The sequence below is a fragment of the Romboutsia maritimum genome, from assembly GCF_002251085.2.
In the GTDB taxonomy this organism is placed as follows: Bacteria; Bacillota; Clostridia; order Peptostreptococcales; family Peptostreptococcaceae; genus Romboutsia_B; species Romboutsia_B maritimum.
On record NZ_NOJZ02000001.1, the window covers coordinates 47,037 to 69,884 of the forward strand.

Genomic DNA, 22,848 nt, shown 5'->3' on the forward strand with positions numbered 1-22,848 from the left:
ATGCCCTTACGTTATTCAAAAATGATCTATAAGTTGATTTTAAGAAAGCTTTTTTTTATTTATTTTTTTTAAGTTTAACCTAAAAAATTTAGATAAGTTTATCTTTTTGTATTAAATAATTAAGATCAAAATACTTTATTTTTAACTTTTTTTCTTTTCCTCCAATATAACTAACTTTACTTTTTATAGACCTATTCTTTATCTCTATATTAAAATATTCTTCAAGTTTATTAACATCTATATAATCATAATTTTTTAATGGTTTAGCTATATCTATTATTGCTGACTTTATAACCTTTTCTCTGCATCTATTTAAATGATTTTTTATGTAATCACATAAATTTTCTTTTTTAATACTTAACATTTTGCATCCATGTAAATCTTTTTCTAATCGTTTTAATGTATTAATATTTTTACTAGTATTAAACACTATAAAACAACCATAGTCATACTTACTTCTTAAAATTCTTCCCATTGCTTGTTTTATTTTTATAGCCATTTGTGGATAATTTATTTGGTAATAATCCATATTATATTTCTTCATTATAGCAAAATATAATGGGTCTTTTGGATTTAAATTTGGTATCTTATCTAATGTAACGCAAACTAATCCATCTCCTGGAATATCCACACCTTCAAAGCATCCCTTTGATCCAAGTACTACACACTTTTTATCCATATCTTTTAAAAATTTAATACCTTTTTTATTCATATATATTTGAGTATCTATATTATGTAAATACTCTTTCAAAATATCATATGTTTTTTCTTGTCTATCTTTACTTGTAAAAAGTGATAGTATATGCCCCTGTGTTACATTAGCTATTTTAGATATTATATAACTCATCTCTTTTGCGAAATCATTATTCTTATAACTACATATATCTGATATATTTATTACTTCTACTCTGTTTTTATAATCATAAATAGGCTGTATAATTTTTTCTATATTTTCTACTTTATTAATACCCAAAGTTCTTTTAAAATAATTCATATTATTACCAACACTTAATGTCGCAGATAAAAATATTCCACTATTTATTTGATTTAATATATTTTCTTCAAACAAATCTGCTAATTTTAATGGTACTACTCTAAACTCAAAATAAGTAAATAACTTATCAATTTCTACGATTCTAGCAAAATCATCATCAAAACTATATTCCATAAAAATTTGTAATGTATTTTTTATATCTTCTATATCTTTAAATCTAGACTTTCCAAACTTATATACATCTGATTCTTTATCAACACTATCATCATCAATATGCTTATCTATTATAATCAATATTGAAGTTAAGTTTCTTATCATACTTTCACAGCTTAGTTTTATCTTTTCAGTATATTTATCATATAATATTTTACTATACTCTTTATTTTTATAAATTTGACCTGCAATCTCGTTTTGTTGTAAATTTAATTCCCATTTTAAATTATATTTACTTATACCCTTATAATCACTTTGTTGACCAAAAAAAAGAATTGAATTAATTTCTTCTAAAATAAAGTTAATATTTTTACTTATTTTATCTTTTAAAGACTTATCTAATCTTATGTGAGAATAAAATTTATCTATCACTTTGATTTTTCTAAGTTTTGGGTTGTATAAAAATGGACTATTACTTATATTTTCATAAGGATATATTTCTTGTAAAAAATATTTTAATACTTTAGAATCAACTATACTAGAAAAAAATTCATATCCTTTTTCAGTTAAATTATGAGCTTCATCTACTATTATATTTTCAAGCGGTTTTTCCTCTTTATAAGGCCACTTAGCTAATAATGAGTGGTTAATTACCGTTATATCTTCTTCTTTTAACTCTTCTATCCTTTTTTTATATAAACAATTTTTATAACATTTTTTAGGTCTACATAAATTAGGATCACAACTTACTTTTCTAAGATGATTATCTAAATTTTTAAAATAATTAGTTACATAATAATTAATTTCTTCTATATCTCCATATTTTCCATCATCAACTAATCTTTCTAAATATATAATTGATATTATATCTTCTAATTTTGGGTTTTGTGGACTATAATCACTTTTATAAGCTTCTAATTTTTCCACACATATATAATTATTTTTTCCTTTTATATAACCATAACTAACTTTATTATTTAATCCTAATGAATTTAAGACATTCGGTATATCTTTATTTATTAGCTGAATCTGTAATTCTTTCGTATCTGTAGATATAATTATTCGCTTATTATACATTCGAGCTTCTAATACTGCTGGTAATAAATATCCTACACTCTTTCCTATGCCCGTAGGTGCTTCTATACATGCGATGTTGCATTGTTTGCCCATAAAAGTCTCTCTTATTGTTTTAGTAAGTTCATATTGTCCAGGTCTATATTCATATATAAAACCTTCTTTGCTGGTCCAAATATCTTCATCTTTTAGTAACTCTTCATATGATTTATCTTTTAATATAATTCTTTTTAATATATCTTTCTCTTTATTTAAATTATTTGTATCTTTGCTAGAATTACAATCTTCATCCCTAATATCAATATCCAATTTTAATTCATAATTAGCTTCATCTAAATATTTTGTCCAATTCCATTTTGAAAATCCAAATTTATTTAAATAAGAATTTATCTTAAAAGTTAGTGGCTCTAATGTAATCTGATTCTTTTCTCTTTTATAATTTCTAATTAATAATGAATTAACTATATTCAATGTATTCATAGAATCAGATAAAGCCCTATTTTTCTCATTTAAATGATTATTTATTATTTTATTTTTCAAATAATCTAAACTGTACTCCTTATGATAAGGTTCTAAAATCATTGCTAATTCCATCGAATCTATAAATTTATTATTTATTTTTGGAATATACACATCTAAGAATTTTTTTTGAAAATTTACATCGTGACAAATAATTACTTTGTCTTCTATAAATTCTTTAAACTCTTTACTAACATAATCTAATTCTAATGCTTTTAAAAAGTCATTTTCACATAGATCACTATATAAAGAATATATTTCCAATGGTATTTCTCTCTTATTTTTTATTAGTGTATTAAATATACTTACTTTTTCATCTTTAATTTTTATTGCTCCAATTTCTAATATTTCTGATTTAAAAGGGTCATGGCCACTAGTTTTTATATCTAAAAAAATAATATTATCTAATAAACTCATTATCTTATTTGTATGTTTAACTATGGTATTTATAATTTTACTCATTTTATCTATCCTTTCAATATATCCAAATAAATAAAATTTAGACTGATATATAATAACTCTACTATACTACTACAAAAACATAAATTTATAAACTACTCAAGCTAAGTTTGTCCAAAATTTCAAATTATCTTAATGAATAATTTTATGACTAATTATGAAAAATATATTTAAGTCAAAAGATCATTTTAAATTAATACAATTTTAGAGGTGATGTTGTGAATAAAAGTAATTTTAGAAATTATCTTATGATAGGTGTTTTTTTATTAATATTTGGTGTATTAGTTACAACTAATTCTACTATATTAAATAAATCTAAAACACAAATTTTAAATTCCAAATATTCTACACAAGAATATAATTGGTACTTTAATCCTAGAAATGATGGTAAGCAACCTAATCCTATTCAAGAGGCAACTTTCTTCAATAAATATAATGCTTATTATGTAGGTGATCCTAAAGAAAAAGTAATTTATTTATCCTTTGATGCTGGATATGAAAATGGTCATACTAAAAAAATATTAGATACTTTAAAAAAACACAATGTACCTGCTCAATTCTTTGTAGTTGAAAGTTACATAAGAAATAATCCTGAACTAATAAAACGCATGGAAAATGAAGGACATTTAGTTTGTAATCATTCTAAAAATCACCCTTCAATGGCTCAAATAACTGATTTTGAAAAGTTTAAATATGAAATTGAAAGTGTTGAAAAAACTTACAAAGAAGTTACTAAAAAAGATATGCCTAAATATTTTAGACCGCCTATGGGAAAATTTAGTGAACAATCATTAAAATATACTCAAGACCTTGGATATAGTTCTATATTTTGGAGCTTTGCTTATGTAGATTGGTATAATGATAAACAACCTACTGCTGAATATGCAAAAGATAAAATATATTCTAGAACACACCCTGGTGCTATAGTTCTTTTACATCCAAATTCAAAAACTAATGCTGAAATATTAGATGAAGTACTTACGCATTGGGAAAAAGATGGCTATAAATTAAAAACATTAGATTACTTAACGCAAAAAAAATAAATATATATAATAAAAAATAAAGGATATATAAATTAATTTTATGTATCCTTTATTTTTTATTTAACAATTCAAGCATCTATATATATTTTTTTACCATTAAAATCTGATACCCAATAAGGTTTATATATACTCTTAATTTGTATAAGTTTTATATTTTGTATGCCTAATCTATCTAATGATTCATATTTTAAATTATTTCCTAAAAAGTATATTATCTGAGTTTTAACTTCTTCAATTATATACATTTCATCTACTTTTGATTTTTTTATGCAACTCTTAGCTATATACCTTTTTACTGTAGCTGGAATAATATCTATAGATTCAGAGTAACCATTATATGTATTTACAAGCATAGTTATATTTTGTTTTTTTACTTCATGTCTAAATAGTTTCTGACCCTTATGTTTGCTAATTATTTCATAACTTAATACTTTAAACTCAATATATTCTATGTGTATATTTTTAGGTTTTTTATTAAACTGCTCGATTCTACTAACTAATGGTGTTTTTTTTAATATATGTTTCATAGCATCTTTTTTACTAATTTTTATCTCTATTGATTCTACCAGCATATTAATCCTCCTACGGTGAATTTTTATATATTAATAAATTATATTAACAACCTATATGCTTTCATGTATGTACAATAAAAAAATACATATCATAATTACTATATCTTTATATGGAGGTAACAATATGCCACGAGCTATTACACATTATCTTTTTTCTCAAGATTGTTTTGATAAATTAAATAACAATGAAATTAAAAATATTATAGAAAAAAATATGGATGTATATATATTTGGTAGCCAAGGGCCTAATTTTTTTACTTACTATAATAAAATTCCTTTATTTTCTACCAAGAATCTTTCTGTTATTAGTAATCTTATACACATGCAAAATATAAATTTATTTTTTAAAAATATGATTTATTATTCTACCGATATACATTGCCTAAAACAAATTTTTAATAATAGCAATTTTGAAGAGGTTACTATTTCATATTTATGTGGATTTTTTTCTCATTACATTTTAGATAAATTCATACATCCATATATATATAGTCTTCAACTTAAACTAAAAGAAGAATATAAATTTAAAAAACCTTTATCTCTTCATAAAAGTATAGAAACTCATATAGATACTATTCTTTTATATAAATTCAAAAACTTAAAACCTTATCAATGTAAAAATTATACGAACTTTAAATTAAATCAAAACGAACTCCTAATTCTTTGTGATATGTATAAGTTCTTATTAAAAAATGTTTTTAATAAATGTGTTAGCTCCAAGGATATTTCTAAATGTATTAATATGTTCAAAAGAACTGAAAATTTATTAAATTCATCTAGTAAAATATATGCTCAACCATATTTATCTATTAAAAATATAATTTGTGAAAACAGTCAAATAGAAAGCATGATTTATTTAAATTATAAATACTGTATAAATGATTTGCTAAATACATCTAATTCTCTATGGGAAGATCCTTTTACAAAAACAACTTCCAACAAATCATTACTTGATTTATATTCTGAAAGTATTGATTTTTATTTAGATTTAATAAAATCATTTGATTTGTATATTAAAAATAAAGCTACTATGGACGATATCTTATTAAAAATAAATAATAATTCATTTTTCACAAATCAACATTATAAATTAAGTTATAACTATAAATTAAAATAAATATTTTGCAGTTTTTTACAGTAATTTTATAGAGAATTAAGTTAAAAATATTATAAAGCACTTAATTATATTATTAAAATTTATTGATTAAGGAATGATTTATATGAATTTTAAAAAATCAGTATTTTTTATCATTAGTATCTTTATTCTTATATTTTGTAATATATCAAATGGATTAGATAATCAAAGTAAACATAATAATAATGACTTAAATCCACCTATTATTGAAGATATTTGTCCATCGAAGTGTCAAGAATATATAATTGGTAGACCTTGTATTAAAGCTAGTTATAAAGATTTAAATGGTATAGATTTATCATCCATTAAATTATTTTTAAATTATGAAGATATAACAGATAAATGCAAAATAACAAAAAATAGTATATCTTATACCCCTTCTAAAAGGTTAAAAAGAGGAACTCAAATAGCTAAATTAGAAGTTTGTGACTTATCTTTAAATAAAAATAAACAAGTATTAGAATGGTACTTTACAGTTGGAACTCCGATATATAAACATTATAGAGGTCTACTTCATTCTCATATAGATACCTTGCCTAATCCAATAAAATATGATGATGCCTATTATATAGCTAAATATAAGTCAAATTTAGATTTTTTTGCTATTACAGAGCATTCTAACGAGTTAGACAATAGTATTTATTGTAATATAGACAATGCATCTGCCAGTAGCAAATGGAGTGCTTTAATTAAATCTAGGGATAAATTCACTGTAAATGGAAGTTTTATACCTTTAAGCGGATTTGAAATTACGTATGATAATAAACAAAATTCTAGTTTTGGACATATTAATATTTTTAATTCTAACGGACTAGTTTGTTCTAATCAGCCAGATATGAAATTAGATGACTTTTATAAATTAATAAATGAACATGATGACTTAATAGGTCAATTTAATAATCCTTGTATTAATTTTGGTACGTTTTCTAATTTTAAATATTCTTCTTTAGGAGATAAAATAATGTGCTTATTAGAAGTTGGTTCTGGAGATAATGTAGAATTACAAAAAAATTATAGATATGATGATATGTATCAAATAGCTTTAGATAAAGGCTGGCATATAGCTCCAACTTGTAACCAAAATAATCAAAAAACTAACTTTGGTATAGCAAATGAGTTTAGAACAGTTATTTTATCTACAGATTTAAATAAAGATTCATTATTTGATTCTTTAAAAAACAGAAGAGTTTATGCTACTGAAGATAAAAATATTAAAATTGATTATACAATAAATGATTTACCTTTGGGTTCTATTATAACTAACCCATCAAAATTAAGTTTTTCTATAACTGCAATAGATAATGACTTAAATGATAAAATTACAGAAATTCAAGTAATAAGTAATAATGGACAAATTATAAAAAGTACTAAATTTAATTCTAATTTAGCTAAACTTGACTTTAATATAAAGCCTGAAAAAAACAAATTTTATTATATAAAAGTTATCGAAAATAAAAATAAAATTTCTCTTACTGCTCCTATATGGATAAAGTAAAAATGATGGAAGTTATTCTTCCATCATCCATTGTATATATAATCCTACACCTTTTGTAGGATTATTTAATATAACATGAGATAATGCTCCTATTATTTTACCGTTTTGAATTATTGGACATCCACTCATTCCTTGTACAATTCCTCCATAATTTTTTATTAATTCTTTGTCAATAATTTCAAATTCAAATCCTTGAGTGTCAGGTTTTGTTTGCTTATTTATTTTTGTTATTTCAATTTCATAAGATTTTTTATTTTCTTCATTAGGTAATTGTATTAATAATGTTGCAACACCCATTTTAACATCTTTTGCATTTCCTACCTCATATATATCATTATTTTTTAAAATTTTATCTTCTTTTAATTTACCTTTTGCTCCAAATTGATTTATTTTATTAATTTCACCTTGTAAACAACATATTTTTTGACCATGCATATTACCAATTTGATTATTATTTGATTTTTGTACTTCTAAAAATTCACAAAAATAAATATCTCCAGTATTTGATAATATATTATTTTTACCTTCAATATTTATATCATGTCCTACTGCTCCAAAAGTTTTATTATTTGGATTTACATATGTTAATGTAGCTGAAAAAGGAATTTTATTTGTAAAATATGAATTTTTCAATTCTGATTTAGTTAAATCTACAGTTTTATATTCATTATTTCTTAATATAGTAAGTTTAACTTTTTCATTTTCGTTCATTGATAAAATAATAGACATAATTTTTTTCTTATCTATATTCTTTATACTATCATTTTTAAAAGCTTTTTTAACACATTCTCCTTGTATTTCGCATAATAAATCATAATTTTTTAATTGAGTTTGTTTATCGTCTTGACTATAATACATAAGTTTATTTGTATCCATATCAATGTGTAAAAGTTCTCCTCCAACTATAACTTCAGAGGGTAATTTTTCATTTTTATGCATTGAATAAATATTATTTGGAAATAATATTAATAATAAAAAAATAATTAAGGAAACTACTTTTATATTAATCCTTTTGGATTTTACCATATAATGTCTCCTTTCTTTTGTTTTTAATTTTATTTTGTCTTATTATTATATGTAAATATAGATTTGTTATAATGGTAAGTGTTTAATTAGACTTTAGTATTTTCATATCTTGCATTAATTTTACTTATATAATATATTCCTTTTTTATACATTAAATTTAATTTATTTAATTAAAGTACTCCATATATTATCTTTTTTATATCCTATATTTTTATATACTTTACCTGCAATTTCATTGCTATAAAATAAACATGGAGTTTTCCCTTCAGATAATAACTCTTTACTTAAAGTATATACAATATAACTAGCTAATTTTTTATTTCTATATTTTTTATGTGTAAAAACATCAGAAATCATTGCTAAAAAACTAGTTTCTATTCCTGTAGAAACTGTAGCTATAATTTCTTTATCTTGTCTTATTATATATATTCTTCCACTATCAGTTTTTAATTGCATTGTTTTAGCTTTTATATAATCACTCATTACAAATTCTTCTAAAGAATTTAAAAGTTTAAATATTTTTTCTAAATCTTCTAGTTTAGCTTTTTCAATTTTATAATCTTTTATATTTGAAAAATCTAAATTATTTATTTTTTTTAAACTACAAAAATCAGATTCTTTTTTTATTTTAAATTCAGTATATACTGATAATAATCTATCTATCACTTCTTTCTTACCACTTATATTATCTATTTCTAAACTATTTATGTGATTTATTAATTCTAATATGTTAAAATTGTTTTTATAACTATAAATTATCAAAGAGGTATAATATCTTAATATTACTGAAGTTACTTTTTCTTCATTTAATTGTATCCATACATTTTGAAACTTAGTATTAAATCCATAATTTTCAACATCACCTAATATGAATAAATTTATTCCTTCTTCATAAGAAATATACTCCCAAAATTTATTTTCTAAATTTTCATTCACTTCTACAATCAAAATTTTACCTCCCTTATCTTTTTAAATTTATAGTATTATTTTTTTAAATTTTTACAGGAATTTGTATCTCTGTAATAAATTCATTTATTATTCCAGTCTCGTGTATATCAATTTTATATATTTCTATAGGATCATTCTTTATTTCATAATTTTTTGCTTTTATAAAATTAAACATCTCATTAATATATGTTTTATTATTTTTATATTTTCCTTTATATGTTAAAGTTACGTAATACCCTTTTTCAAATGTAATATTATAAACTGTTTCATTTTTATCCAAAAAGCAAAATACTGATTTAAATTCGTTAAATATATCTTCATTTATGGACTCTAAGCGAAATACAGCTCCTATATTATTATTTCCTAATATATTAAATCTATCTTCATACTCTTTTTGTAGCTTTTGAATTAGAAAGTCTACATCTTCATCTCTTTTTATATCCGCATTTAATTTAAGCGCTTTTCTCGTATCTATATATACTACTTCTATCTTATTCAATTTAGTTGTATTTATTACGTCATTTATTGAGTTTAGTCTTTTATTTATATTTTCTTTATGTTTAATTAATTCCTCTATTTTACTATCAATTAATTTTATCTCTTCATTAAGCATCTTATTAGTTGACTCTATACTTCTATCATCTAAATATGCTTTTATCTTTTTCATAGGAAAATCTAGGCTTCTTAATTCTTTAATTAAATTTAATTTCCATATATCACTTATGCTATACATCCTATATCCATTTACATCTCTAAAAGGCTTTAATATCCCAAGTTCTTCATAATACATTAGTGAATCCCTTCCTATTCCATAAATTTTAGAGATCTCTCCAATTTTATAATAATCTTTCATAATATCCTCCAAATAATTAATTTTTAAAAAAACATTTGACCTTAGTATTATACCATGGTTTATTATTAGTACTAAAGGAGTGATATTAATGGATACTAAAATATGTATCAATGAAGATTTAAGTTTAAGCAAAAGGTTTTTAAAATATTTAGTTCCATCGGTGATTGCAATGTGGGTATTTTCATTATACACAATGATTGATGGTATATTTGTTAGTCGTGGTGCTGGTGAATTAGCTCTAGCTTCAGTTAATATATCTATGCCTTTTATTAACTTTATATTTGCTATATCAATATTATTTTCAACAGGCGCATCAACTATAATAGCTATATATTTGGGTAAAAATGATTTAAAAAATGCAAACGAAACATTTTCTCTAAATATAGTTACTATAGCTATTTTATCAATATTTATATCTATAATTTCATTTTTAAATCTTGATAAAATAGCTATGTTTTTAGGAGCAACTGATTCTACAATTTCTATGGTAAAAGATTATTTAAGTATAATAATACTTTTTAATGGATTTTTTACTGTTTCTTATTCATTTGAGGTAATAATAAAAACAGACGGATTTCCTTTTTTAGCAACTATTGGAGTTGTAATTTCTGCTATAAGTAATATTGTTTTAGATTATTTATTTGTTATTAAATGGGGATATGGTGTAAAAGGTGCAGCAATTGCCACAGGACTTTCTCAAATTTTTTCAACGTTATTTTTCTTGACACATTTTCTAAGAAAAAATTCAACATTAAAATTTACAAAGTTTAAATGGAATTTTAATACTATAAAAAGAATTTTATCAATTGGCTTTCCAGATTGTACTACTGAATTAAGTGGTGGTATTGTAATTATGCTTTTTAACCAAAGTCTTTTAAAATTTATAGGTGAAAATGCACTTGTTTCATATAGTGTTATCTGCTATGTAAATACATTAGTTCTTATGACTATGGTAGGTATAACTCAAGGTATGCAACCTTTATCAAGTTTTTATTATGGGAAAGAAGATTCAGATACTGTAAAAAAACTTTTGAAAATGAGTTTAAAAGCTATATCTATAGCCTCTATAGTAACTTTTTCAGTTTGTATGATTTTTACTAAGCCAATAGTTTCATTATTTATTAGTCCAAAAGAAATAGCATTATTTAATACTTCCATGACTGTTTTTAGAATTTTTTCAATTTCTTTCTTATTTGTTGGATATAATGTAGTTATTTCAGGATTCTTTGCTTCAATAGAAAATCCATTTGTTTCAACTTTAATATCTTTATCAAGAGGACTTATAATAATTATTTTAAGTTTATTTATAATGATTTTAATATTTGATGGACAAGGAATTTGGATGAGTACTATTTTATCTGAAATACTTTGTTTATTTATATCTTTATTTATGTTAAAGAAAAAATTTACTTAAATAATATAAAAATAATAAAGCTGTCTTAATATAAAATTATACATTTAAGACAGCTTCTTTATTTTTATTTTCATATTATATCTAAATGTCCATATCCATTTACTAATACAACCCCATTATTTGTGAATTTTATTTCTTTTTTAAATAATGGACCATTGATAACAAAAGTATGATATTCACCATTTTCACCACAAGCATCTGATCCTGTGGCTTTTATTTCTTGTATTACTGATTTTGTAAGCTTTTTACCTAAAAATTGTTCTCCCATGTATTTTAAATTTACTGTTTTTATAATAGTAATAAATCCACTATCTATAAATTCATAAACTAAATCTTCTCTGCTTTCTTGCCATAAAGGAAACTCTGCCTTTAAATTAGTAGCATCACATCTATCCTTTCCCCATTGAAGATGTTGTTGTATATCTATATCTCCATATGCACATATAGATGCCCCCATTTTTTTAGCTTCTTGAAGTTTTTCTTCAAATTTTTTTTCATATTCACCAACACTACATTCTACCAATAATAATGGTATATCTAAGCTTTCACTAACATTTTTAAGTAAATTTTCACTTAATCCATGTGTCCATGATTTCTCTTCATTTTCTTTTATGGTAGTTAAAAGAGCAACTGGTTTATATCCTCTTTTAACCATTCTGTATAAAGCAAGTATACTATCTTTTCCTCCACTAAATGACATTACAAATTTCTTATTTTCCATGTTTTCCTCCTATATATATTATCTTTTGTAAAATTTAAATATGTACTAATTTTATTAATTGAGTATAAAAAAAGTTCCCAATACTAATAACATAGCACCTATATATTTGTATAAGTGCATAGTCTGTGTTCCTAATAACATACTATCAATAAAAAATCCTATTAATATCTGAGATATAACTATAAGCGTCAATGTATTAGATACGCCAAGACTTGGTATTGCCCTTACTGTAAAATATATTATAAGACCTCCAAATATCCCCCCTAGTAACAATTTGGGATTTATATCGTTAATACCTATTAATGACTTAAAATCTCCTGATATTAAAATACTTATTAGAAAAAATACAGCTCCTACAACTAAACTTATAAATGTTGCTATTAGTGCGCCTGTATTTTTACCAAGTTCTCCATTTAAAAAGGCTTCCAATGCAGTAGCTCCTCCTGCTAAAATAGCAAATATTATAGCTCCTATATTTGACACGTACAAACCTCCTTTTTATAACACTTAATAAATTTTATGAAACAACCTATTTATTAAGTACTTATATAAGCAAGTTTATAAATCAAATGTATCACATCGCTTAAATCCTTTCAATAAATTTAAAAATTGATTTTAATTAAAACTTCAAAACAAATCTAAAAAATACATAATTATATTTTTAGACTTAAAATATTATTTATATACACTTGTATCTATATGTTTTTCATATACTTTTTTCCCATTTTTATCATATCCATATAAATATGTATTAGCCACTCTTCCACTAACATAACTAACAGGTTTATATTCAATTCCATTTAAAGCTTCTTTATTTGACCAAAACTCTATATATATATTTCCATTAGATGTATAGCTATTTATAATTATTGGGTAATTATATGTATTCCTAAATTTATAATCTATACTTCCTGTAGCTAAAGTCGCATCTAATCCTCTTGGTACGTAATTTGAAGGTATTGTATGGTTTCTTCTTTCAGTTGGAAGAATACCTGCTTTTAACTGTGCATTATATACAGTTGATGAAACTTGACATACTCCCCCACCTACTCCACTTTGTAGAGTTTTATTAATAATTACAGGTGCATATGTATATCCATTTTCTATGGTTACAGGACCAATAGCCTTTTCATAAGAAAATTCTTCTCCAGGCATAACAATAGTATCATCTAATTTTTTTACAGAAACCTCTATGTTTTTTCCTCTTCCTCCACCTCCTCCATAATTAGTTGAATAACTAGATATTTTTGAATCTACCTTTTTTAAATCCAACATGTTTATTTTAGGAATATCTTTTTTATAGTCAGCATCTATTTTAATACTAGTAGTTATATTTTTATTTTTTATAGCTCCTACTAAATTTTTATATAAAGAATTTTCATCTAACTTTAAACCTTCTTTTCCTTCATTGTATTTTATAATATCTCTTTCTATTATAGCTTTTGGTTCTTCACACTTTTTATTAGTTTGTTTTGCTATTTTTTGTATAATTTCTTTAATGCCATCTTCATTTAAATCACAATTGAATTTAAATATTTTTTTGCCTCCCATAATAATATCTGCAAATTGTTTTACCTTGTTTTGTTTTTTTCCATATTTAAAAACTTTGTCTTTTATATACTTATTTTTATAATCTTTTATAAAATCTTTTATATCCACTACATATTCTGTATCAGTAGTTTTTATATAAATCTTACTTTTTCTAATTTTATTTTCTATATTTAGCAACTCTTTATCTAGTTGACTTTCATTTAGTTTAGCCATACTTTCATCATATATAAATATATTTGGATATACTTTATTTTCATATTTAGATGAAGTTACAAATATAGATATTATTAAAATTATTAATGCTATAAAAATACATATAAAAAATTTTTTTCTATTTTTATTTTTTATTTCATCATCTACAATATTTTCTTCTTCATCCTGTTTATCCTCTATATTTGCTTCTTCATGTTTTTCAAATTCCTTATTTTTATCTTGTTCGTTATTAAAATCAACTTCTTCATTATTATTTTCTTTAGTATCACATTTCTCATTATCTACATTTTGTTCATTAATTTTATCATCTTTAATTTCTTCATTAGTTTTTTTTATGTCATTTTCTTTACTAACTTCATCTTTTTCATTATCCAATCTTTGCACCCCCTATTTTCTTAATTACTAAATACTATTAAAGTAAAAATTTCTTTATTCAAGAAAATAGGTAACAGTATTGTAATAATGTTCCTCATCATTCTGCAATTTGTATATATAAATCATTTATGGTAATATATCTTTAATGTAAAATTAACATTCAATAACTATTAGAAAAAGGTGATTATATTGACAGGTTTTAAATATGCCTTTGACAATAAAAGATATCATACATGGAATTACTATCTTAGAAATACATTTGGTGAAAAAGTGTTTAAAGTTTCTATAAATGCTGGGTTTACTTGCCCAAATATAGACGGTAAAATTTCCCATGGCGGATGTACTTATTGTAGTAAGGAAGGTTCTGGAGATTTCGCAGGAAATCCTAAAGATAATCTTATAAAACAATTTCATGATATAAAACAAATGATGTTAAAAAAATGGGCTCATGCAAAATATATAGGTTACTTTCAAGCTTATACTAACACTTATGCTCCTCTTGAAGTTTTAAAAGAAAAATACGAAACAATACTTGAAATGGATGATGTTATAGGCCTTTCTATATCTACAAGACCAGACTGTCTTCCTGATGATGTAGTTGACTATCTAGCACAACTAAATGAAAGAACTAATTTATGGGTTGAATTAGGGCTTCAAACAATTCATGATTCTACTTCTAAATTAATAAATAGAGGTCATGATTATAAATCATTTTTAGATGGTTTAGAAAAGTTAAAAGCTAGAAATATTAAAGTCGTTGTTCATATTATAAATGGACTTCCTGGAGAAGATTATGATATGATGATGGATACAGCAAAAGCCGTAAGTCAAATGGGTGTAGACGGTATTAAAATTCATTTATTACATGTTATAAAAGATACTCCTATGGAAAAAATGCTTGAAAAAGAAATGTTAAATTTAATGACTCAAGACGAGTATGTAAATTTAGTATGTGACCAACTTGAAATTTTACCTGAAACTATGATAGTTCATAGACTTACAGGAGATGGTAAAAGAGATGAACTTGTCGGACCTTTATGGAGTTTAAAAAAATGGGAAGTTTTAAATCAAATAGATGATACATTAAAACAACGTAATTCTTATCAAGGATGTAAATATAATAAATAGAAAACTATTTTAAAATTAAATTTAAATTTTGTATATAATCTATATAAAAATTAATATTTTTAGTTTTTATATAGATTATTTTTTAATTTTAATATATCTAGAATATATAGATATATTTATATGTTTTATTTCTGTTGTATGTTAATTTTTTTATTGTAAAAATTAACCATCATACTTTCTTTTATTTCTTTATATTCTTCTTCATATCCTAATTGTTTTAAAATTTCAAGACCAAATTCTATTGCTGTTGCAGGACCCCTACTAGTTATTATGTTGTCGTCTACAACAACAATTTCATTTTCTTTATAATCTACACTAATCCTGTCTTGTACAAATCCAGGATATGATGTACACTTTTTATTTTTTAATACTCCAAATACTTCTAATGTTTCTGGTGCTGCACATATAGCTGCTATTAACTTATTGTCTTTATTAAATTCTTTAACTATATTCTTAACTCTCTCATCTTTTAAATTATCTGCCCCTGGCAAACCCCCAGGTAGAACTACTCCATCATATTCTCTAGAATCAATATCATTTATATTACAGTCTGATTTTATCAATATTTTATGTGTCCCCTCTACATATTCTTTATCTATAGAACACATATGGCAAGTTACACTCGCTCTTCTTAATATATCAACAACTGATATTGCTTCAATTTCTTCAAATCCTTCTGCTAAAATAACTAATACTTTTTTCATATATTCCTCCTAATTAACACTAATTTGATATTTATATTTGCTTACTTACAAAATTTATTAGTTGTAAATTTTAAAATAAATTGTTATCATTAAACTGATTTAAATTTATTTTAAATATTTTAAAATTTATGAGAGATTATAATAATATAACTTATTATTTTCAATTAAAATTTACGAGGTGTAAATATGTTAATGAATACTCATTTTATGATTGCTAATTCTGTTATTGATAATATTGATGAAAATAAATCTTTTTTTATTAGTAAGAAAAACTTTATTTATGGAAATCTAAAACCTGATATATCATCTCGATATGTGTTGAAAAAACATTACCTTGATGAATCACTTAATATGATTATTAATAAAATAAAGCACTTAAGTAATCTTACTTTAGATTATTTAAATAAATACTTTTCAATAAGTAAGTTAAGCCAAGAAATAGGAGTAGTATGCCATTTTTTATGTGACTTTTTCTGTGTTCCTCATAGCCAACGTTGGGAGCTTTCTCATAGTATGAATAAACACATTGTTTATGAACGAGAATTGGCTATAATAGCTAAAAATACAGACTTATCTTCTATAAAAGGTGATTCTATAAAAAATAATAATATTGAAGAATTTTTCCATAATCTTTATGAAGAATATACTAAAAAGTTAGATTATAAAAATGACTTATTATTTTCAACTTATATTTGTAATAGCATTGTAAATTATATATTAGATTGTATTTTAAATAATACCGCAAATTATTATAGTATAAAAAATTGCTGCTAGGTGTTGAAATTAATTTTCAACACCATTTATTTTATTTATAATATCTAAAGCTTCCTTTACATTTTTAGCTTTATAATTTGCTACTTTTTTTACTGAATCCCTTGCATCATTCATAACAAAACTATATTTAAACCCTTCTAACATACATATATCATTTGGTGAATCTCCTATAGTTGCAATTTCATCCATCTTAGTTCCTAAAATTTCACTTACATATTCAATTGATGCTTTTTTTGATACACCTTTAGGTACTATATTTAATGTATATGGCCCAGATAAATATATATCTAACAATTCACCAAATTCACTTTTAAAATAAAGTTCTATACGTCCTAATTCATCTAAGTTATCACATACTATACCTATATTTCCTACTAAATTATCAAAATTATCTTTTTTTATAAAATTTGGATCAACTATAAAGTCACTAGTATAATGCTTAAAAATATGCTCTCCTCCTATAAGAACTACATCTCCATCATATTTAAAATATAAATGAGCAGTATCTGACTCAAATCTATTTATTACTTTTTTTACTAAATTATCATCTATTGTTCCCTTAAAAATTAACTGATGATCTTTATCATGTATGAAAGATCCATTTTCACATATATAATATCCATTTAATTTTATATTATCTTTAGTCATATTATAAGCTTGTTTAAATATTCTACCTGTAGCTATATGAAACTTTACACCTTTTTTCTCTATTTCTTTAATTGCGTTTGAATCCTCATCACTTATACCATCATGATAAAGTGTTCCATCTAAATCACAAAATATATGTTTTATCATATTTTTTCCTCCTAAATGCTAATCAGATTACATATTTATTAATTTTAATCTTAATTCATTTAATATATCTTTTGTTGCTCGTTGTCTTATTAATTGTCTGTTTCCATTAAGATTAAGCTTTTTAACAATAGTTTGTCCATTTATATAAATTCCTATATAAACAAGTCCCACAGGTTTATCTTTTGTTCCACCTTCTGGACCTGCAATACCAGTAGTTGATAAACCTATATTAGTATTAAATGTTTTAGATACTCCTTGTGCCATTTCAATAGCTGTTTCTTCACTTACTGCTCCAAATTTATTTAAAGTTTCTCTTTTAACTCCTAATCTTTCCATTTTTGCTTCATTAGAATAAGTAACGCACCCTTCCATAAAAATAGAAGATATACCTGGATAATTTATAAGTTGTGATGAAACCATTCCTCCTGTACAAGATTCTGCTACTGCTATTTTTAAATTTTTATCTACTAATATTTTAGCCACACTATCTTCTAATGTCTCATCATCTTCCCCATAAATACTATTTTTTAATATAGATTTAATATTCTCTATTACAGGTTTTATTAAACTTAATGCTTTATCTTCATTTTCTGCTTTTGCTGTTACTCTTATATCAACTGCCATTTCTTTTGCATATAAAGCAACGGTTGGATTACTTTGTTTTTTCAATATATCTTGTAATTTTATTTCTAGACGTGATTCTCCTATTCCATAAACTTTTATAGTTTTTGATATAATTACATCTTCTGTTAAATTTATTAAATATGGCTTCACACTTTCATTAAACATTGCAACCATTTCTCTTGGTGGTCCCGGTAAAATTATTATTGTTTTGTTATCTTTTTTTAAAATTGCTCCTGGAGCGGTTCCATTATTATTTTCAAGTATTATAGCATCTTTCGGAAAATATGCTTGTTTTTTATTATTTTCAGTTGGTACTTTATTAATTTTATTAAAATATAAATTTATTTTATCCCAAGAAGGATTATGAAGTTCTAATTTTTGATTAAAATACTTAGCTGCTACTTCCTTAGTCATATCATCATCTGTGGGACCTAATCCTCCTGTAGTTATTACTATATCACTTCTTTTTAAGCTTTCTTCAAAGCATTTTATTAATCTATCTTCATTATCTCCTACTGTTTGTTGATAATAAACCTCTACTCCAATTGACGCTAATTCTTTTGCTAAAAATTGTGAATTTGTATTTACTATATCTCCTAAAAGAATTTCTGTTCCTACACTTATTATTTCTGCTTTCATACTTTTCACCCCTTTAGATATAATTTTAAACTATTTTGGTTAAATTGATGTAATAAATTTCTAATTTTTTATTAATAAAATGTACGTAATCTCGGTGTCTCACCATGACCACCAGCTTAAGAACTCATTTTATAGCCTTATGTTTTATGAAAATCTTCACCTAAAATTTCATTGTTATCAAATATTTTTTATCTTAACAATATCATTTTTACTATTAGCTTTTTACAATTCTTTCCTAAGAGTAAATAATTATAAAGGTATTAATGGATTTGTGTTTCTTTTAATAAGTTATCCATAACTAAACTCCTAATGTTTATAAAAACCTAAATCATTACTTCTTCTTATTTTTGACTATACACTCTCTTGTCTAATATTTTCTATTATATTTTCTTTATTTATCTTCTTCATAGGTATATATGATGAAATAAATGTAATCATAAATATTCCTACAACAGATATTAAAACTGCATTCCATGGTAATACTATACCTAATTGTATAACATCGCCAAGCACCTTATTTATAAGTACATCTATTGCAAGTCCTATAGGAACTCCATAAACTAAAGCTAAAACTCCATACAGCAAACTTTCAAGATATATCATCTTATTAAATCCACTTTGCGTTACACCTATTGACTTAATTACAGCAAGTTCTCTCTTTCTTAAATTTATATTTGTACTTATAGTATTTACTATATTAGTTATACTCACTAATGATATAACTGTTACAAAACCATATATAAATATCTTTATTACCATAGTAGACTGTTCTATTTTTAATGCAGCCTCTGCTTCGTCATATACATCATATCCATACTTTTTTGCTACTTCTTTTATATCTTTTCTAGTATTTTCTTCTTTATCAGAATTTATATAAATATTCCCACTATTAATCTCATATCCTAATTTTAATCCTACCTCGTCATAAGTTATAAAATCTATTCCCATATAAGTAGAATTATTATTTCCTGGAAGTAAATCCTCAGTAGTAGCTAATACTTTTAATTTAATTGATTCTCTTACTTCATTACTATCTTTGTCGTGAGAAATCTTATAAGCATTTATTGTATCTCCTACTTTATAATTAGTTAAAGATATATCACCTTTTTTACCTGGCTCCTTATAGTAACTTTTATTTCTAAGTATTATACCATTTTCTTTTATAGCAATTTTTTTATCAAAACTACCATCTTTTAACTTTAAGTCATCTATCTCTCTATCTCCTGTAAAGTAAAATATGTTATTTATAAAATCATATACTTCTTCACCATTTTTATTTGCTTTAGAAAAATTACTATCTATTAAATCTTTATATTTCTTATTTATATTCCTTTCACTAACATTTGCATAAGCACTATAATTATTAGTAACACTAAGTTTTTCTATTCCATTTATTTTATTTAAATCATCTATTATATTAGTCTCTTCTACAGTACCATTTTTACCTAACCCTACATCATAATTCATTGTCCCACTATTAACTTTATTTGCTTTTACAAATAACTCTACAAATCCACTAAATGATATAAATATTACTACACTAATTATTAGTGAGAATAAAGTTATTCTAAATTTCTTTTTATTTCGTCTCAAGTTCTTATATGCAAGAACTCCTTCAGTTTTAAATAATAACCTAACTAATTTAGAATCTTTTACTTTTCCTAATTTAAAATTATCACTATTTTTTATAGCATCTAAAGGTGAAGTTTTTGCTGCATTAAGTGCTGGTAATATTGCTGATACTATTATTGTTAGTAATACTATTGCAACACTTCCTATAATTACATAAGGATTGTAAACTACCCTTAATCCCATTTCAGCAACAAGTGAACTACTAAATAGAGTTTTTGTTAATTTAAATACTAAATCTATAGCAAAAGTTCCAGTTAATAGACCTAAAGGTATACCTACTACACTTACTATAATTGCTTCTATAAATACTAACTTCATAACCTGAGATTTTGTTGCACCTATGGAATTTAATATCCCAAATTGTTTTTTACGATCATTTATAGAAATACTAAAAGCATTGTATACTGTCGCTATTGTACATGTAACTACTAAAGTTGTTACAATAAGTAGTATTAAATTAATTGTTTCATTTATATTAGCGTAAGCACTTGCATCTTCTAATCTTAGTAAATGCTCATTAAATGATAAGTTTTCATAAGCTACACCCATATCATTATTATAAATCATAGAATCGCTATCATCCTCAGTACTTTCTACTTTCAACCCTAAATTTTTAGATATAGTTGATGCAATTTCATAAATTTCATTAGGCTTTTTAGCCGATATAGCTACATTTACTACATCATCTTTAGGTTGTTTTTTTATATCTAAATATGTGATTGAACTTACAACATCATCTCCAATCTCGTATATTGGCTTATTCATAACACCAACTATCTTAAAATCTTTACTTTTTTTATCTACTATAGTTTCATTTTCATCTAATGCTATACTGTTTCTATCTTGTCCTTCTTTACCTACTCTACTTCCAATGTTAAGATTTATAGTGTCCCCTATTTTTTTATCAATTAAAATTATAGCTCTTTCACTTAATATAATTTCATTTTTATTGGTAGGAAGTTTACCTTCTTTTAAGTTCACTTGGTATCCTTCAAAACCAATATTATCATAAGCTTTAACTTGAATTAAGTTTCTTTTTTCATTACTTAACTTTGCATACCCTAAATTATCACTAAGAGAACTTTTTGATATACCAGCACTCTTTGTTATAATATCTAAGTCATCTTTTTTTATATCATAAAAAGTTGCATGGAAATCACCCTTGCTAGCTATAGTTTCTCTAATTTGATAGTCCATAAAACTTTCAAATATATTACCTATTCCACAAATTAATGATGTAGATAATATTATTCCTATTATAGTAACTATTGTTCTTTTCTTATTTTCTTTTAAATATCTTAAAGTTAAAGACGTATATAAATTCATTTATATCACCTCGTTAACTTTAATAATTCCATCTTCTATAGTTATAACTCTATCCGCTTGCAGAGCAATATTGTTATCATGAGTTATCATTATTAAGGTTTGGTTGTATTTCTTCACTGATAACTTTAATAACTTTAATACCTCTTTTGAGTTTTTACTATCTAAGTTTCCTGTTGGTTCATCTGCAAGAACTATAGCTGGTCTATTTATAAGTGCTCTACCTATGGAAGTTCTTTGTTGTTGACCTCCACTTAACTCATTTGGAAAATGATTCTCTCTTTCTTTTAATCCTAATGTTTTTAATAAATCATCTAAATATTCTTTTTCTATTTTTCTATTATCAAGTTCTGCTGGTAATAATATATTTTCCTTTGCACTAAGTACAGGTATTAAATTGTAAAACTGATATATAAGTCCTACATTCCTTCTTCTAAATATAGATAAATCTTTTTCTTTTAAAGTATATATATCTACATCATTTATAAATACTTTTCCGCTAGTTGGTTTATCAACTCCACCTAGTAAGTGTAGTAAAGTGCTTTTACCACTACCACTCGGTCCTACTATTGCAACAAATTCACCTTTATTTATTGATAAATTTATATTTTTTAAGGCATCTACCTTTACCTCACCTTTACCATAACTTTTTGTTAAATTTTCAACCTTTAAAATCTCCATATT

At 23.8% G+C, this 22,848-nt stretch carries 19 protein-coding genes; 6 read left to right on the plus strand and 13 right to left on the minus strand.

The window, feature by feature from the left end:
- Positions 1–88 precede the first annotated feature (88 nt).
- Positions 89–3,202: a helicase C-terminal domain-containing protein gene (locus CHF27_RS00225; protein ID WP_095404979.1), complete on the minus strand. Its 3,114-nt coding sequence runs from the start codon at positions 3,200–3,202 to the stop codon at positions 89–91.
- Positions 3,203–3,417: 215 nt separating this feature from the next.
- Here CHF27_RS00225 and pdaA point away from each other — a divergent pair, with 215 nt between their 5' ends.
- A complete protein-coding gene (pdaA, locus tag CHF27_RS00230; RefSeq protein WP_095404978.1) occupies positions 3,418–4,242 on the plus strand; it encodes a delta-lactam-biosynthetic de-N-acetylase in 825 nt (274 codons plus the stop codon).
- A 68-nt stretch (positions 4,243–4,310) separates the two neighbouring features.
- Here the strand turns inward: pdaA and CHF27_RS00235 are convergent, their stop codons facing one another.
- Entirely contained in the window at positions 4,311–4,814 is a 504-nt protein-coding gene (locus CHF27_RS00235) for a hypothetical protein (RefSeq protein ID WP_095404977.1), read from the minus strand.
- A gap of 124 nt (positions 4,815–4,938) precedes the next feature.
- Between CHF27_RS00235 and CHF27_RS00240 the strand changes: the two genes are divergently transcribed.
- Entirely contained in the window at positions 4,939–5,931 is a 993-nt protein-coding gene (locus CHF27_RS00240; RefSeq protein ID WP_158534708.1) for a zinc dependent phospholipase C family protein, read from the plus strand.
- Between the two features lie 103 nt (positions 5,932–6,034).
- On the plus strand, positions 6,035–7,444 hold the full coding sequence (locus tag CHF27_RS00245; protein ID WP_095404975.1) for a hypothetical protein: 1,410 nt from the start codon (positions 6,035–6,037) through the stop codon (positions 7,442–7,444).
- Positions 7,445–7,456: 12 nt separating this feature from the next.
- On the opposite strand, the gene CHF27_RS00250 is transcribed toward CHF27_RS00245, so the two are convergent.
- The 3 genes from CHF27_RS00250 to CHF27_RS00260 all read right to left on the minus strand — a co-directional run bounded on the left by CHF27_RS00250 (position 7,457) and on the right by CHF27_RS00260 (position 10,271).
- Entirely contained in the window at positions 7,457–8,470 is a 1,014-nt protein-coding gene (locus CHF27_RS00250; RefSeq protein ID WP_095404974.1) for a SpoIVB peptidase S55 domain-containing protein, read from the minus strand.
- Between the two features lie 162 nt (positions 8,471–8,632).
- On the minus strand, positions 8,633–9,418 hold the full coding sequence (locus CHF27_RS00255; protein ID WP_095404973.1) for a GNAT family N-acetyltransferase: 786 nt from the start codon (positions 9,416–9,418) through the stop codon (positions 8,633–8,635).
- A gap of 43 nt (positions 9,419–9,461) precedes the next feature.
- Positions 9,462–10,271, minus strand: a complete 810-nt coding sequence (locus CHF27_RS00260) for a MerR family transcriptional regulator (RefSeq protein ID WP_095404972.1) — start codon at positions 10,269–10,271, stop codon at positions 9,462–9,464.
- 88 nt (positions 10,272–10,359) lie between these two features.
- On the opposite strand from CHF27_RS00260, the gene CHF27_RS00265 reads away from it, so the two are divergent.
- Entirely contained in the window at positions 10,360–11,685 is a 1,326-nt protein-coding gene (locus tag CHF27_RS00265) for an MATE family efflux transporter (protein WP_095404971.1), read from the plus strand.
- 70 nt (positions 11,686–11,755) lie between these two features.
- On the opposite strand, the gene CHF27_RS00270 is transcribed toward CHF27_RS00265, so the two are convergent.
- The 3 genes from CHF27_RS00270 to CHF27_RS00280 form a co-directional block, all read right to left on the minus strand.
- Entirely contained in the window at positions 11,756–12,406 is a 651-nt protein-coding gene (locus CHF27_RS00270) for a Dph6-related ATP pyrophosphatase (RefSeq protein WP_095404970.1), read from the minus strand.
- Positions 12,407–12,460: 54 nt separating this feature from the next.
- Entirely contained in the window at positions 12,461–12,889 is a 429-nt protein-coding gene (locus CHF27_RS00275; RefSeq protein ID WP_095404969.1) for a DMT family transporter, read from the minus strand.
- Positions 12,890–13,081: 192 nt separating this feature from the next.
- On the minus strand, positions 13,082–14,545 hold the full coding sequence (locus CHF27_RS00280; RefSeq protein ID WP_095404968.1) for a VanW family protein: 1,464 nt from the start codon (positions 14,543–14,545) through the stop codon (positions 13,082–13,084).
- Positions 14,546–14,734: 189 nt separating this feature from the next.
- Here CHF27_RS00280 and CHF27_RS00285 point away from each other — a divergent pair, with 189 nt between their 5' ends.
- A complete protein-coding gene (locus CHF27_RS00285) occupies positions 14,735–15,673 on the plus strand; it encodes a TIGR01212 family radical SAM protein (RefSeq protein ID WP_095404967.1) in 939 nt (312 codons plus the stop codon).
- A 125-nt stretch (positions 15,674–15,798) separates the two neighbouring features.
- On the opposite strand, the gene CHF27_RS00290 is transcribed toward CHF27_RS00285, so the two are convergent.
- On the minus strand, positions 15,799–16,377 hold the full coding sequence (locus CHF27_RS00290) for a DJ-1 family glyoxalase III (RefSeq protein WP_095404966.1): 579 nt from the start codon (positions 16,375–16,377) through the stop codon (positions 15,799–15,801).
- Positions 16,378–16,563: 186 nt separating this feature from the next.
- Here CHF27_RS00290 and CHF27_RS00295 point away from each other — a divergent pair, with 186 nt between their 5' ends.
- Positions 16,564–17,151: a zinc dependent phospholipase C family protein gene (locus CHF27_RS00295; RefSeq protein ID WP_095404965.1), complete on the plus strand. Its 588-nt coding sequence runs from the start codon at positions 16,564–16,566 to the stop codon at positions 17,149–17,151.
- Between the two features lie 9 nt (positions 17,152–17,160).
- Here CHF27_RS00295 and CHF27_RS00300 read toward each other — a convergent pair whose 3' ends face one another.
- The 4 genes from CHF27_RS00300 to CHF27_RS00315 all read right to left on the minus strand — a co-directional run bounded on the left by CHF27_RS00300 (position 17,161) and on the right by CHF27_RS00315 (position 22,845).
- On the minus strand, positions 17,161–17,946 hold the full coding sequence (locus CHF27_RS00300) for a Cof-type HAD-IIB family hydrolase (RefSeq protein WP_095404964.1): 786 nt from the start codon (positions 17,944–17,946) through the stop codon (positions 17,161–17,163).
- 27 nt (positions 17,947–17,973) lie between these two features.
- A complete protein-coding gene (locus CHF27_RS00305; RefSeq protein ID WP_095404963.1) occupies positions 17,974–19,209 on the minus strand; it encodes a competence/damage-inducible protein A in 1,236 nt (411 codons plus the stop codon).
- 351 nt (positions 19,210–19,560) lie between these two features.
- Positions 19,561–22,167, minus strand: coding sequence for an ABC transporter permease (locus CHF27_RS00310; RefSeq protein ID WP_095404962.1), 2,607 nt, complete (start codon positions 22,165–22,167; stop codon positions 19,561–19,563).
- Positions 22,168–22,845 carry an ABC transporter ATP-binding protein gene (locus CHF27_RS00315; protein ID WP_095404961.1) on the minus strand — a complete coding sequence of 226 codons (678 nt, stop codon included), beginning with the start codon at positions 22,843–22,845 and terminating at the stop codon, positions 22,168–22,170.
- Positions 22,846–22,848 lie beyond the last annotated feature (3 nt).

What these genes read in the sequence shown, in the direction of transcription:
- CHF27_RS00225 (WP_095404979.1), bottom strand. Translation starts at nt 3,202, where the DNA reads ATGAGTAAAATTATAAATACCATAGTTAAACATACAAATAAGATAATG.
- CHF27_RS00235 (WP_095404977.1), bottom strand. Translation starts at nt 4,814, where the DNA reads ATGCTGGTAGAATCAATAGAGATAAAAATTAGTAAAAAAGATGCTATG.
- CHF27_RS00240 (WP_158534708.1), top strand. Translation starts at nt 4,939, where the DNA reads ATGCCACGAGCTATTACACATTATCTTTTTTCTCAAGATTGTTTTGAT.
- CHF27_RS00245 (WP_095404975.1), top strand. Translation starts at nt 6,035, where the DNA reads ATGAATTTTAAAAAATCAGTATTTTTTATCATTAGTATCTTTATTCTT.
- CHF27_RS00250 (WP_095404974.1), bottom strand. Translation starts at nt 8,470, where the DNA reads ATGGTAAAATCCAAAAGGATTAATATAAAAGTAGTTTCCTTAATTATT.
- CHF27_RS00260 (WP_095404972.1), bottom strand. Translation starts at nt 10,271, where the DNA reads ATGAAAGATTATTATAAAATTGGAGAGATCTCTAAAATTTATGGAATA.
- CHF27_RS00265 (WP_095404971.1), top strand. Translation starts at nt 10,360, where the DNA reads ATGGATACTAAAATATGTATCAATGAAGATTTAAGTTTAAGCAAAAGG.
- CHF27_RS00270 (WP_095404970.1), bottom strand. Translation starts at nt 12,406, where the DNA reads ATGGAAAATAAGAAATTTGTAATGTCATTTAGTGGAGGAAAAGATAGT.
- CHF27_RS00290 (WP_095404966.1), bottom strand. Translation starts at nt 16,377, where the DNA reads ATGAAAAAAGTATTAGTTATTTTAGCAGAAGGATTTGAAGAAATTGAA.
- CHF27_RS00295 (WP_095404965.1), top strand. Translation starts at nt 16,564, where the DNA reads ATGTTAATGAATACTCATTTTATGATTGCTAATTCTGTTATTGATAAT.
- CHF27_RS00300 (WP_095404964.1), bottom strand. Translation starts at nt 17,946, where the DNA reads ATGATAAAACATATATTTTGTGATTTAGATGGAACACTTTATCATGAT.
- CHF27_RS00305 (WP_095404963.1), bottom strand. Translation starts at nt 19,209, where the DNA reads ATGAAAGCAGAAATAATAAGTGTAGGAACAGAAATTCTTTTAGGAGAT.
- CHF27_RS00310 (WP_095404962.1), bottom strand. Translation starts at nt 22,167, where the DNA reads ATGAATTTATATACGTCTTTAACTTTAAGATATTTAAAAGAAAATAAG.
- CHF27_RS00315 (WP_095404961.1), bottom strand. Translation starts at nt 22,845, where the DNA reads ATGGAGATTTTAAAGGTTGAAAATTTAACAAAAAGTTATGGTAAAGGT.